This window comes from Cupriavidus sp. 05N39 (genome assembly GCF_056397325.1).
In genome coordinates, this window is sequence record NZ_JBFTNE010000067.1 from 1 (window position 1) to 12,806 (window position 12,806).

At 66.2% G+C, this 12,806-nt stretch carries 11 protein-coding genes and 1 pseudogene; 4 read left to right on the forward strand and 8 right to left on the reverse strand.

What is annotated here, in order from left to right:
• Positions 1 to 175: 175 nt before the first annotated feature.
• Positions 176 to 909 (forward strand): annotated as a pseudogene (locus AC1DN0_RS27350) (aspartate/glutamate racemase family protein).
• A gap of 83 nt (positions 910 to 992) precedes the next feature.
• Positions 993 to 1,463, forward strand: a complete 471-nt coding sequence (locus AC1DN0_RS27355) for an isochorismatase family protein (protein WP_441637654.1) — start codon at positions 993 to 995, stop codon at positions 1,461 to 1,463.
• Positions 1,464 to 1,475: 12 nt separating this feature from the next.
• Here AC1DN0_RS27355 and AC1DN0_RS27360 read toward each other — a convergent pair whose 3' ends face one another.
• Entirely contained in the window at positions 1,476 to 2,423 is a 948-nt protein-coding gene (locus AC1DN0_RS27360; protein WP_441637656.1) for an NmrA family NAD(P)-binding protein, read from the reverse strand.
• 173 nt (positions 2,424 to 2,596) lie between these two features.
• Between AC1DN0_RS27360 and AC1DN0_RS27365 the strand changes: the two genes are divergently transcribed.
• Positions 2,597 to 3,490: a LysR family transcriptional regulator gene (locus tag AC1DN0_RS27365; RefSeq protein WP_477146152.1), complete on the forward strand. Its 894-nt coding sequence runs from the start codon at positions 2,597 to 2,599 to the stop codon at positions 3,488 to 3,490.
• Positions 3,491 to 3,512: 22 nt separating this feature from the next.
• Here AC1DN0_RS27365 and AC1DN0_RS27370 read toward each other — a convergent pair whose 3' ends face one another.
• On the reverse strand, positions 3,513 to 4,424 hold the full coding sequence (locus AC1DN0_RS27370; RefSeq protein WP_477146153.1) for a LysR family transcriptional regulator: 912 nt from the start codon (positions 4,422 to 4,424) through the stop codon (positions 3,513 to 3,515).
• A 137-nt stretch (positions 4,425 to 4,561) separates the two neighbouring features.
• Here AC1DN0_RS27370 and gstA point away from each other — a divergent pair, with 137 nt between their 5' ends.
• A complete protein-coding gene (gene gstA / locus AC1DN0_RS27375) occupies positions 4,562 to 5,188 on the forward strand; it encodes a glutathione transferase GstA (RefSeq protein ID WP_477104394.1) in 627 nt (208 codons plus the stop codon).
• Between the two features lie 9 nt (positions 5,189 to 5,197).
• Here gstA and AC1DN0_RS27380 read toward each other — a convergent pair whose 3' ends face one another.
• The 6 genes from AC1DN0_RS27380 to AC1DN0_RS27405 form a co-directional block, all read right to left on the reverse strand.
• Positions 5,198 to 5,989 (reverse strand): oxygen-binding di-iron domain-containing protein, encoded by a 792-nt coding sequence (locus tag AC1DN0_RS27380; RefSeq protein ID WP_441633948.1) that lies wholly within the window; start codon positions 5,987 to 5,989, stop codon positions 5,198 to 5,200.
• A gap of 179 nt (positions 5,990 to 6,168) precedes the next feature.
• Complete coding sequence (locus AC1DN0_RS27385) at positions 6,169 to 6,807, reverse strand: glutathione peroxidase (RefSeq protein WP_441633950.1); 639 nt, start codon at positions 6,805 to 6,807, stop codon at positions 6,169 to 6,171.
• 100 nt (positions 6,808 to 6,907) lie between these two features.
• Positions 6,908 to 8,398, reverse strand: a complete 1,491-nt coding sequence (locus tag AC1DN0_RS27390; RefSeq protein WP_477104395.1) for an MDR family MFS transporter — start codon at positions 8,396 to 8,398, stop codon at positions 6,908 to 6,910.
• 484 nt (positions 8,399 to 8,882) lie between these two features.
• Entirely contained in the window at positions 8,883 to 9,899 is a 1,017-nt protein-coding gene (locus AC1DN0_RS27395; RefSeq protein WP_441633954.1) for an AraC family transcriptional regulator, read from the reverse strand.
• Between the two features lie 74 nt (positions 9,900 to 9,973).
• Positions 9,974 to 11,689 (reverse strand): long-chain fatty acid--CoA ligase, encoded by a 1,716-nt coding sequence (locus AC1DN0_RS27400; protein WP_441633956.1) that lies wholly within the window; start codon positions 11,687 to 11,689, stop codon positions 9,974 to 9,976.
• Positions 11,690 to 11,754: 65 nt separating this feature from the next.
• Positions 11,755 to 12,744: a Bug family tripartite tricarboxylate transporter substrate binding protein gene (locus AC1DN0_RS27405; RefSeq protein ID WP_441633958.1), complete on the reverse strand. Its 990-nt coding sequence runs from the start codon at positions 12,742 to 12,744 to the stop codon at positions 11,755 to 11,757.
• Between the last annotated feature and the right edge of the window lie 62 nt (positions 12,745 to 12,806).

The following is a 12,806-nucleotide window of genomic DNA, read 5'->3' on the forward strand; positions in this document are numbered from 1 at the left end:
GGCCAAACTCGCATCGCCTTAAGGCGATACTCAAACATGGCCCCCTCTTTTCCGCTCTTTTTGCCTGACGACGAGGCGCCCCATACGGCCTGGTACACCTTGACGGCTCGCTTCGCATCGCGTGATAGGTGGCCCCTGGGGGCCTTACAGGCGGTGCATTTTTCCGGATTTGATCATGCGTATTCTTGTTGTTAATCCTAATATTTCCGAGAGCGTTACCGAGCTGATTCGCGCGGAAGCTGCGCGTACGGCTTCGCCTGGTACTTCGCTGACGATGGCGACGGCGCAGTTTGGCGTGGCTTATATCGAGACGCGTTTCGAGGCGCTGGTGGGGGGCTACGCTACGGCTTGCGTGGCGGCGGAGCATCAGGGGCAGTTCGATGGCCTGGTGGTGGCTGCGTTTGGCGATCCGGGGCTGGCGGGGCTGAAGGAATTGTTCAATGTGCCGGTGGTGGGCATGACGGAGGCGGCGCTGGCTAGCGCTTGCCTGCTCGGGCGGCGTTTTTCCATTATCGCGATCTCGCATCGGATCGAGGCTTGGTATCGCGAGTGCGTCGCGGCGAATGGGCTGACTTCGCGGCTGGCCAGCGTGCGTTGCAACAGCCATTGCGCGATATCGGCAGCGTGCAGGAGGATCATGCGGCGCGGCTGGAGGAACTGAGCCTGAAGGCGGTGCGGGAGGATGGCGCTGATGTGATCATCGTGGCAGGGGCGCCGCTGGCCGGACTGGCGCGCACGCTCAAGGACCGGATTCCGGTGCCGGTGGTGGATGGCGTGTCGAGCGCGATCCGCCATTGCGAGAGCCTGATCGCGCTGGCGCCTGTCGGTGCCGCCGAGGGCAGCTTCGCGCGGCCTCCGCGCAAGCCGAATCACGGGTTGCCGCCGACGCTGGCGGCGATGCTGGATTAACTGTGACGCTGGACGGGGCTGTCTCGGTCATCTCTTATAATTCGTCGGCCAAGCATTCCGATGCGACCGCCGGAGAGAGTACCTTGCGACAAGCCCTGTTGATCGTCGATGTCCAGCCCACCTTCTCGCCGCCGCAATGGCTGATCGATGGCCTGCTGCCACTGGTGGGCCGGATGCCCTCGGTGGCGACCGTGGAGCACCATGACGAAGCGCGCACGCCATTCATGCGCCAGCTTGGCTGGGCGCCGGGCACCGGCGATGCGCCCCTGATTCCGGCGGATCGCGTGTTTGTGAAACATGGCTATCTTCCGTCCGGCGATGCGATCGCATATCTGCGTGAGCTGGCGCCCGAGCGGGTGCTTGTCGCCGGCATACAGACGGAGACATGCGTGCTGGCGGCGGGATTCGCGCTGTTCGATGCCGGGCTGCAGCCCACGCTGCTTTCCGATCTCACCGTAGGTTCATCTCTCGATCCTTCCGGCGCGCTGGGCGTAAAGCTGTGGCGGCATCATTTCGGCAGCGTCATTACGCGCGCCGAGGCCATGGCGCAATAACACTTACCGCCCTCAGGCCGCCACCCGCAAACCCAGTTCGCCAAGGCTCTCGCGCAGCGCCTGCCTGAGCGGCGTGCGCGGCAATTCGCCCACCAGCGCTTGCAGCGCGGTGCCGTCGAGCGCGTGCGGCACCTTCCACAAGTAGGCCATCTCGGCGAGTTCGCGCCACATCGGCACTACCGCGCCGCCGGCGCGGATCAGCCACCAGGGCATGCCGCCCACGCGCGGCGCTTGCTGCATGCCGCTGGCTTCCGCCAGCGCGCTCACCAGTTGCTCGCCCGTCAGCGTATGCCCCGCGAAATGCAGTACGGCATGGCCGCGCAGGTCCGCCTGGCGCTGCGCCACGGCAACGAATGCCTGCGCCAGGTCGGGCAGGTAGGCCCAGGCGTGCGCGCGGTCGCGCGGACCTGGGTAGACGACCTTGCCTTGATCGAGCGATTTGGCGATCGCCAGGTCCATCCATGAGCCGCGCCCCGGCCCGCCAAAGAAATCTCCGGCACGGATGACCACGCTGCGCAGCGCCGGGGCGCGCTTGCGCATGGCCGCTTCGATCAGGCAACGGATCTGGCCCTTGCGCGTGCCGGGACGCTCGGCGGTGCCGGGGCGCAGCAGCGGTGGCATGGATTCGCCGTAGTTGTAGACGTTGCCAGGGAAAAGCAGCAGAGCGCCCAGTGCCTGCGCCACATCCATTGCGCTGCGCGCGAGCGCTTCGGCATGGTGCTCCCATTCCGTGTAGACGGGGTTCAGCGCGTTCACCACCACGCTGGCGCCGCGCGCGGCGGCGCTCAACTGCGCGGTGTCGGCCACGTCGATGGCGAGGCTGCGCACGCCTTGCGGCACGGCGCCGGCCAGCGGGCGGCGCGCCTGCGCCAGCACGCTCCAGCCGGCGGCGGCAAAGGCATCCTCCAGGGTGCGGCCGAGCCGGCCGTTGGCACCGAGGATCAATACGGTTTCGCTCACGATGTTCTCCTTGCTCTGCCGCCCGTCCCGCGCAGCCCGCCGGGATGGCGTGGCTGACAGGCAGGCCCGATGAAGACCATTGTGGGCAATTCCCCGCTGCCTCACAATTGCATGATCTGGTAACTCACGAATTCATTTTTGAATACCGAGAGCGGCAGGGAAAGAGAGAGGACATGGCCGAAGAATTCGACTGGGCGCTGATGCGCTCCTTCCTGGCGGTGATGGAAAACGGCAGCCTGCTGGGCGCGGYGCGGCGGCTTTCCAGCAGCCAGCCCACGCTGGGGCGGCATGTGGCGCAACTGGAGGCGCAACTCGGCGTGCCGCTGTTCGAGCGCACCGGGCACGGCCTGCAGCCCACCGACGCCGCGCGCGCCATCGCCGGGCATGCGCGCACCATGCAGCAGGGCGCCGATGCGGTGGCGCGCACGCTGGCGCGCGGCCAGGCGGGCATCGCGGGCAGCGTGCGCGTGTCGGCCAGCCGCGCGGTGGCGAGCTTCCTGCTGCCACCGCTGCTGGCGGACCTGCGCCTGCGCGAGCCGCAGCTCGCCATCGAGGTGGTGTCGTCCAACGAAGTCAGCAACCTGCTGCGGCGCGAGGCGGATATCGCCATCCGCATGGTGCGGCCCAGCCAGGCCTCGCTGATCGCGCGCAAGGTGGCAAGCGTGCCGCTGTGCGCCTGCGCCCACGACGACTACCTGCGCCGCAAGGGCGTGCCGCGCACGCCGCAGGACCTGCTGCGCCACGAACTGGTGGGCTATGACCGCGAGGACACCATCCTGCGCGGCTTCCGCGCCATGGGCGTCGAGGTCTCGCGCGAGGCGTTCGGCGTGCGCAGCGACGACGATATCGTGCTGTGGCAATCGATCCGCGCCGGACTGGGCGTGGGTTTTGCCGCGCGTTATATCGCCGCCGGGGATCCGCGCGTGCGGATCGTGCTGCCGGAGCTGACGATCCCGCCGTTGCCGGTCTGGCTCACCGTGCACCGGGAGATCCGCGGCAGCGCGCGCATCCGCGCGGTCTACGATTTTCTCGCGAGCGCCATTCCCGCCGCGCTGGCATCGGCGTAAGCCGCAGGGAGCGTGGCCCGTCTCAATCGTCGAGCCTGACATGCTCCGCAAGATGGCCGACCACGGTGGCGATGCGTCGCAGATGCCGCGACTCGGGATGCGTCAGCAGCCAAAGGTCCGTCTCGCACTCGTCCAGCGGGCCGCTGAGCGCCACCAATTTGCCGCTGCGCCGGCCCATCATCAGCGAGACGACGCCGGCACCAAGTCCGGCCTCCACCGCTTCCACCACGCCGGCAATGCTGTTGACGCGGTACTGTGGCGTCACCCGCGGCAGGTGCTTGCGCCGCCAGCGCACCGAAGGGTGATCGGGCATGGCCTCATCGGGCGCGATCCAGGGCAGGGCGGATAGCGCGGCCGCGTCGAACGGCGCGCCCGGCTCCGGGACCGGCACGCCAGCCGACTCGGCCAGTTCGCGCGATACGAACACCGCCACGCGCAAGCGGCCGAGGCATTTGCCGATCAGGTGATCGGGCGGCCGCCGCGTGRCGCGCACGGCGATGTCGGCATCGCGCCTGGTCAGGCTGACCAGCTCGTTGGTGGCGATCAGCTCGAAGCTCAGCCCCGGATGGCGGCGGCCGAGCGGCGCCAGCGCCGGCAGCACCATGCCGTGCAGCACGGTATCGGTGGTGGTGATACGCACCAGGCCCGATACCGTGCCCGCCGTTACCGAGGCATGCGCGCGCGCCGCTTCCAGCTCGGCCTCGATGCGCTCGGCATGCTGGGCGAACTGCTGCGCCAGTTCCGTTGCCAGGTAGCCCGAGCGGCTGCGCTCGAACAGGCGCCGGCCCAGGCCTTTCTCGATGCGCTGCAGCGCGCGGAACACCGTGGAGGCATCAAGCCCGAGCCGGCGCCCGGCTTCGGCCAGCGTGGCGCCGCGTACCAGCGCAAGCACGATGTCCAGGTCGGGAGAGGAGAGTTGATATGGCATGTTCATTGCAAATTTGCAGTCATGACTTGCGCTCATACGCATTGTGATTGCATCACTGCAATCCTAGACTGCCTGCACAGCCACCACAAGCCGTGGCGGCGAAACCCGAAACGCCGAACCATTCCACCTCCAAGGACAACCCGATGAAGCTCTACTACACCCCTGGCGCCTGCTCGCTGGCCGTCCATATCGCGCTGCGCGAAGCCGGCCTGCCGTTCACCCTCGCCAAGGTCGACCTGGCCACGCACAAGCTGGCCGAGCCGGAGCACGGCAGCGATGATTTCTACGCGGTCAGCCCGCGCGGTTATGTGCCGCTGCTGCAGCTGGACGACGGCTCGCGCCATACCGAGGCGGCATCGCTGCTGCAATACGTGGCGGACCTCGCTCCGGCCAGGGCGCTGCTGCCGGCCGCCGGCACCAGGGAGCGCCTGGAAGCGGTGGGCTGGCTGACGCTGGTCTCCACCGAGCTGCACAAGGTCTTCAGCCCGTGGCTGTGGCACAAGGAAACCGCCGAGAGCACGCGCGAGGCATGCATGGCCAAGGTGGCCACGCGCTTCGCCGAACTCGACAAGCACCTGGCCACCCGCGATTTCCTGGCCGGCAGGCAGTTCACCGTGGCCGACGCCTACTGCTTCGCCATCGTCAACTGGGCCAATATCCTCCACATGCCGCTCAACCCCTATCCCGCGCTGCAGTCCTACCTGTCGCGCGTGGCGGCGCGCCCCAAGGTGCATGAGGCGCTGGTGGCCGAAGGGCTGGCGCGCGACTGATGGCGCGGATCAGGCTGCCGCGGCGGCGAAGGGCGGCAGCCTGTAATTGTCCTGGCTCAGCAGGTCCAGCCCGCACTCGAGCGTCGACACCCAGTCGATGAACTGCGCCACCATGGCCTTGCCGCGAAATGACGGACCGTGCTGCGGCACGATCCACTCGATATCCAGTTCGCGCGCCATATTGGCCCACAGCCGGCAGGCGCGGTTGCCGCTCATATAGCGCTGGTGGAACGGCAGCATGGCGTGCGTGTGGGCGGCAAAATCCTCCACCACCGTGCCCGCCTCCCGCGCGCTGGTCATGGCCGCGCCAAGGTCGCCGGAGAACAGGATCTTGCTGACCGGATCGTAGAACTGGAAGTTGCCTTCCGAGTGCAGGAAATGCGCCGGCACCGCCAGCAGCGTGCAGTTGCCCAGCGGCACCGGCATGCCGGCGTCGGGGATGGTGACGATGCGCCCTTCCGTCTTGCCGGCCTGGCAGAAATGCGGCAGGAAGCGCGCCCACACGCGCGAGATCAGGATGCGGCTGCCGGAGGCGGTAAGCCAGCGCCCGAGCGAGGCGACGATATCCGGATCGGCATGCGAGGCCAGCACGTAGTCGAGCTGCTTGGGCGGAAAGTAGCGGCTGATGGCAAGGTACAACTCGCCGTAGGTCATGTGCCCGCCGGGATCGATCAGCGCGCCGTGGCCGTGATCGACGATCAGGAACTGGTTGGTCTGCACCACCTCGCCGTGCTCTTCCTCGACCAGGTCGGAAAACAGCAGGCACGTATGCCCGCCGGCGTCGTATAGCGTGATGGCCATCGTCTGTCTCTCCCCAAAGCGGCGAAAGTAGCGATGGCGGCGCTTGCGCGGCTTGACGCCGGTCAATTAGTGGTCGAATCGGTCCCCGATGCAGCGGGTCCGGTCACGCCGGAGGGCGGAGAGGCGCGCCGTTCCCGTACCCGCGCCTGCGGGCACCGCTCTGGAACGGCGCCGATTGCCTAGCGCGCGCCGTCCAGCAGTTGCTCGATCTTGCCGACGAACTGCCGGTCGTCCGGCTTGGTCATGCTGTTATAGCTGCCCACCACCTGGCCATTGCGGTCGATCACATACTTGTAGAAATTCCACTTCGGCGTGGTGCCTGACTGCCTGGCCAGCAGCGCGTACATGGGGTTGGCATCGCTGCCGCGCACATGCGACTTGCCGAGCATCGGGAATTTCACGCCGTAGGTGTTGTAGCAAAAGTCCGCGATCTCTTTGGAAGACCCGGGCTCCTGCGAGAAATCGTTCGAGGGGAAACCCAGCACCACCAGCCCGCGTTCGCGGTACTTGGCGTACAGCGCCTCCAGCCCTTCGTACTGCGGGGTGAAGCCGCAGTAGCTGGCGGTGTTGACCACCACCACGACCTTGCCGGCGTACTGGCAGAGGTCCTGCGGTGCCTCGTCCTGCAAGCGGGGGAACTTGAAGTTCAGCGATGCCGGGCAGGCGCCGGCCGGTTTCGCCGCGCCGGCGGCCGGGGCATCCGCGGCCCGCGCGAGACGCGGCGTGGCGACGACAGCTGCGGCGCCGGCCAGGATCAACGCGCCAGTCAAGGCGGTACGTTGCAAGGCGCGTGAGCGTTGAACGGGAAGACGGCGCATGAACGGGACTCCAGAAGTGGTCTGTCCGTAGTCTACGCCGTTGGCCGCCGGTTGGATGCGGGCGTTGTGCCGGACGCGGCCCGTGCCGCCTCCCGCCCGCTTACTCCATCGCCAGCGTGGCCGCGTGCTCGGTCACGCTGCTGCGCAGTTCCACGTCCGGCATGCGGCGCACGATCGCCAGCGCCAGCAGGGCGGCGACGGCGCCCACGGCGAAGATCAGCTGGAAGCCCGACTCCACGCCGCCCGTCAGCACGTCCCGCACCGCGGGCGAAAGATGGGCCAGCGCCTCGCTGCCGTGGCGCAGCGCGCCCAGGTCCAGGACCTGGCTCACGCCGGAAGCCTGCAGCGCATTGCGGAACTCCAGCGTCAGCAAGGTGCCGGCCAGCGCACCGCCAAAGGCGCTGCCGAGCGAACGCAGCACCAGCAGCGCGCCGGTGCCGGCGCCGGTATCGCGGCGCTCCAGCACGTTCTGCACCGTCATCAGGGTGCCCACCATCGCCATGCCCAGCCCCACGCCGGCCACCGTCATCGCCAGCAGCACCAGCACCAGCGGCGTGCCGGGCGATACCGCCACCAGCGCCAGCAGGCCAAGCGCCGCCGCGATGAAACCGCCGGTGAGGATGCCGCGCATCCGCCCCAGGCGCGGCGCCAGCCCGGCCACGATAAAGTTGCCCGCCACCGTGGACAGCAGGAACGGCACCACCAGCAGGCCGGATTCCGAAGCATCGGCGCCGCGCACCAGCTGGAAATGCAGCGGCAAGGCGAAGATGCACAGGAAGATATTCAGCGCCGCCATCGCGGACGCCGCCACGCCCAGCACATAGGCGCGGTTGCGGAACAGCCGCGGCGGCAACATCGGATCCGCCGCGCGGCGCTCCTGCCAGACCAGCGCGGCCGTTGCCGCCACTGCCAGCAGGGCCAGGCCGGCGATCTCCGGCGACAGCCAGGCATAGACATCGCCGCCCCAGCTCATCGCCAGCAGGAAGGCCACGATGGAAACGGTCAGCAGCAACGCGCCGCCCCAGTCCACCCGCGCGGCGCCGCCGCGCGCCTGCAACTGGCTCAGGCCGCGATGGCACATGAACATCGCCAGCAGTCCCAGCGGCACATTGATCCAGAACAGCCAGCGCCACGAGAGATGATCCGAAGTCCAGCCGCCGACCAGCGGACCGGCGATGGAAGCCACCGCCCACACCGTAGCCAGGTAGCCCTGGTAACGCCCGCGCTGGCGCGGCGCCACCACATCGGCAATGGCCGCCTGCGCCAGCGACATCAGGCCCCCGCCGCCAATGCCCTGCAGCGCGCGGAACAGGATCAACTGCTCCAGCGAGGCCGCCATCGCGCACGCCACCGAAGCCAGGATGAACAGCGCGATCGCCAGCATCAGCAGCCGCCGCCGGCCGTACGTGTCGGACAACTTGCCGTACAGCGGCGTGGAAACCGTGGAAGTGATCAGGTAGGCCGTCACGATCCACGACAGGTGGCCAAAGCCGTTCAGGTCGTTGGCAATCGCCGGCACGGCCGGGATCACCACGGTCTGGTCCAGTGCCGCCAGCAGGATGCACAGGACGATCCCGCCGATCACGCGCATGATGGCCTGGTGGCTCAGGGTAGGGGTAGGGACAGGAGTGGCAACGGAGGAAGAAGGCGAAGCGGAAACAGACATCGAAAGGCAGCCGGCACGTAAGCATGAGTAGCCAGCGTTGCGCCCAACGGCAAACAAGTCACACTCTTTGTCCGCTTACAGCGTGGAACATGGCCACAAGATTGAATTCAGCTGATTGAACGCGTACCCAGTGCTGCGCGACGGAGGTGCTGCCGGTAGCAGCAGAGGCCACATGGGCGGCTCGGGAAGGGCCAATTCAGTGAACGCATAATTATATGCGGAGACTGAATATCGAGTGCGGGGCTAAGTTGGTTTGTGATGCGGCGTGGCGTGAGCGTCTTGCCGGATCATGGGTGCTTTTTTCCCGTTCTCCCCGCTATCGGACAGGAAATTGGCGAGAAGCCGCATGCGGAAAGGCGCTGGCATTTTTTTGCCGTACCCGTTCCAGCATAAGCGGCGCCTGCGGTGGTCACGCCCCGGCAGCCACCCGCTTGCGCCAGTCCGAGACGCTGCAGCCAAAGGCGGCGTGGAACCAGTGACTGAAACTGCTCTGCGCGGAAAAGCCCAGCAGCCCGGCGACCTCGCCGATCGGCAGGTCGCTCTCTTGCAGGTGGCGCATCACCAGTTCCGAGCGCACCTGCTTGAGCAGGACTGAGAATGTCAGCCCTTCCGCGCTGAGGTAGCGGTGCAGCGTGCGGCGATCGACGCGCAGAAGATGCGCCACCTGCTGGGTAGTGCAGCGTCCTCCCGGGAGCAAGGCCAGGATCAGCTCCCGGCACGATTCGCGGACGCCTTCATCGCGGTGCCGCAGCGCCGCCTCCAGGTAGTCCCGCGCGAAGCGCGCGGCGCCCGGATTGTCGGGCGTGCGCGGCATCTGCAGATCGGCCGCCGCGCAGACCAGGCCGTTGAATGGCTGATTGAACATCGGGCTGCGCCCGAAGAAGGCGCGGTGCGCCGACGCATCGACCGGCGGGCGATGCGTGAAGCAAACCTCCAGCGGCCGCCACTTGGGACCGATCAGCTCGCGCAGAATGCGGAATTTCACGCCGACCGCCAGTTCCATCGCCTGCCGCGTGGCCAGTCCGGGGCTGGGCAGAAGCTCTTCACGAATGATGACGGACTGGCCGGCGTCCTCGATACGCGTGATCAGCGTAGCGCTAAGCAGTTTCAGGTAGCGGCACAAGGTGTCGAGCGCCTGCCGCGGGGTCGGCTCTTCCTTCAGCACCAGGCTGATGGGCCCCAGGTTGGAGAAGGTGCGCCGCGCCGCCAGGCGCAGGGCAAGGTCTTCCACGCCGGTGGCGCGCGCGGTGACTTCGAGCAATTCGCGCACGGCGTGGCTGGGGATTGGCGTCTCGGGATTTTCGAGCAGCCGCGCCGACAGCCCCACCCCTCGCAGGAAGGCGTGGGGATCGCGCCCGAGCGACTCCACCAGCTCGATGTAGCCGTTCAGGCTGGCACTGCGAATCAGTTTACCGACGTGTTGCATAGGTTCCGCCAATGCCTCGGCGCACCCCGACGATGCGCCGCACCTGCTGCACTTGCTGCGCATTGCTCGTTGCGTTATGACTTTCCACTGGCCGCGCTACGGCTTTTTTCCAGCTCCTGCAGCTGTCGCCACATCACTTTGCCCGTGCTGGACCTGGGCAGCGCATCGACGAATTCCACCACGCGTGGATACTTGTAGGCTGCCATGTTTTTCCTGGCCCAATCGATGATCTCTTCCGGCGTCGTGTCCTTCGCGGTGGATTTGAGCACCACCAGGGCTTTTACTGTCTCCCCGCGATAGGCGTCATGGGTGCCGATGATGCAGGCATCCTGTACAGCGGGGTGCTTGTATAACAGGTTCTCGACTTCCGAGGGCCATACCTTGAAGCCGGACACGTTGATCATCCGCTTGAGGCGATCCGTGATGAAGTAGTACCCATCCCCATCCACGGTGCCCAGATCGCCGGTCCGGAAGTAGGTTCGTCCTTCCAGTTCGATGAAGGCATCCCGTGTAGCGTCGGGCTTTCCCCAATAGCCCTTGAACACCTGCGGTCCGCTGACGATGATCTCGCCGACTTCGCCGACCGGCAATACCTTGAGCGTCGTCGGGTCGATTACGCGGGCTTCCGTATTGAAGGTCGGCAAACCGAGACATTGCTGTTTGGGCCGATGGCTCGGATTGTTGTGTGTTGCGGCCATTGTTTCCGACAGCCCGTATCCTTCCAGGTAACTGAGCCCGAACTGTTGTTTCAGACGTTCTGCGACCGCTTGCGGCATGGCCGCGCCTCCGCCCCCAACGTGGCGCAGGGTTGTGAGATTGAATTGCTCGAGATTCGCGCTTGCAAGGAGATCGATCACCATGGTTGGATTGCCCATCCAGTGGGTAACGCCATGCTGCGAGATAAGCCGGCCCGCGGCCTCGCGATCCCAGCGTGGCAGCATCACGATAGTAGCCCCGCAATAGATCGGTGCGTTCATGCCATGCTGCATGCCGCTCACGTGAAACAATGGCAATACCGAAAGGACGACCGATCCGGCCTCGCATGCCGACCAGATGCCATTGCCGATCGCGTTATGCATGACGGATCGATGCGTATGGATGCACCCTTTGGGCGCGCCCGTGGTGCCAGAGGTATAGGGCATGACAGCCATGTCGCCGGCTTCGGCGTCATCTCGTGCGGGGACGCAGCCCGCTGCGAGCGCGTCAGACCAAAGCGACACCTTGCCGGCAGCCCACGCAGGCTGTTCGTACTGCGCCGTCATCCACGCCGGCAGCGAAGGCTCGGGGGCTGCATCGGCAGCAAGCAGGTCCGCCGCATAGCGGGTCATCAGCACGCATTGAATTTGGCCAGCCGACAGCAGGTCCGCGCTAATCCCTGTATCGAAGGCGTCCGCGGCGCACACGACCACCCGGGCCGCGCTATCCGTAGCGTAATGACGGAATTCGTCGGCCTTGTTCATTGGGTTGACCGGCACGACAACCGCTCCGGCACGCAGGATGGCGTAGTAGGCGACGATGAACTGCGGGCAGTTCTGCATATACAGCAACACCCGGTCGCCTTTCCTGACGCCGGCTTCGTGCTGAAGCCATCCCGCAATGGCCATCGCTTGCGCATGCAGATCGCGAAAGCTCACCGCATGGCCATGGCAATGGATTGCGGTCTTGCCGGGAAAACGCCGCGTGGTGACTTCCAGGTTGTACCAGATGGACGTTTCCGGCGACACAATCCCGTCCGACCCCTTACCGGAATTTACGTGCGCCGGTGGAAAATCCGGCCTTGCGTGCAACATCGCTTACTCCCCCTCTTTCTTGACACTCTGCTTGAGCCCCCGCCAGCGCTGCCGCGTCTGGATCTTCATTCGGGCTTGAAGTTGATCGAGCGCAATAGCTTGCCCTGCCGTTCGTAGGATTCGCGCACGTCTACGGAAAGCTCTTCGCTGGTAGCCGGTGAACCGACTTCCATGCCAAGGTCTTCGATCTTCTGCCGGATCTCGCGCGATTGCATCGCCTTGAGCGTGGCGTCGCGCATCTTGGCCACCGCGGCTGGCGGTACGCCCGGCGCCGACCAGAGCGCCATCCAGCTGACCTCCTTGAGGTCGGGAAATCCCAGTTCGGCGAAGGTCGGAAGATCAGGCAGCGCGGGGATCCGCTTGGGGTAGGCAATGGCAAATGCCCTGAGCTTTCCTGACTTGATGAACGGAAGCGAAGTTGCCGGACCGTCGAACATGAGCGGAACGTGCCCCCCCATCACGTCTTGCAGCGCAGGCGGCGACCCCTTGTAGCTCACGGTGCCCGTCGTCAGTCCGGCAAGGCGATTGAATTGCACGCCGATGGTCTGGCCACGCAGGCCGACACCGAAATTCGCATAGTCGACCCTACCCGGATTCGCTTTGACATACGTGATCAGTTCCCCGAGGTTTTTCGCGGGCAGGCCGGGATGGCCGATGAGCACGAGACCCTGCCGGGTAAGCTGCGCAATCGGAACAATGTCCTTGAACGGATCGTAAGACACATGCATGGCGTGGGGCACTTCCGAGGCAATGCCCTTTTGAATCAGCAGGAATGTGTATCCGTCCCGTGGCGCCGACAGCAGGCCGTGGACGCCGATGGTTCCCGCCGCGCCGGCTTTGTTGTCGACGATCACGGTCTGTCCAAGCGGGCTTTGCAGCGCATTCGCGAAGAGGCGCGCCACGATATCGGCCGTGCCGCCCGGCGGTGCGGCAACGATGATCCGCACAGGCTTGGCCGGCCACTCGGCGGCATTCGCCGCTGGCGCGGTCGACAGCAGTGGGACGACTGCAATCGCGAGCGCCAGCGTCTGGCGTGCAATCAGGGGGATGCGCATGTCTCGCTCCAGTTGTGTTGGTAGAGTCTCTTGGCTCCTGGGCCAACCGGCATGCTTCGATG

Bases quoted from the DNA above. Each gene is read 5' to 3' on its own strand.
- gstA (WP_477104394.1), top strand. From the start codon at position 4,562: ATGAAGCTCTACTACACCCCTGGCGCCTGCTCGCTGGCCGTCCATATC.
- AC1DN0_RS27380 (WP_441633948.1), bottom strand. From the start codon at position 5,989: ATGGCCATCACGCTATACGACGCCGGCGGGCATACGTGCCTGCTGTTT.
- AC1DN0_RS27385 (WP_441633950.1), bottom strand. From the start codon at position 6,807: ATGCGCCGTCTTCCCGTTCAACGCTCACGCGCCTTGCAACGTACCGCC.
- AC1DN0_RS27390 (WP_477104395.1), bottom strand. From the start codon at position 8,398: ATGCGCGTGATCGGCGGGATCGTCCTGTGCATCCTGCTGGCGGCACTG.
- AC1DN0_RS27395 (WP_441633954.1), bottom strand. From the start codon at position 9,899: ATGCAACACGTCGGTAAACTGATTCGCAGTGCCAGCCTGAACGGCTAC.
- AC1DN0_RS27400 (WP_441633956.1), bottom strand. From the start codon at position 11,689: ATGTTGCACGCAAGGCCGGATTTTCCACCGGCGCACGTAAATTCCGGT.
- AC1DN0_RS27405 (WP_441633958.1), bottom strand. From the start codon at position 12,744: ATGCGCATCCCCCTGATTGCACGCCAGACGCTGGCGCTCGCGATTGCA.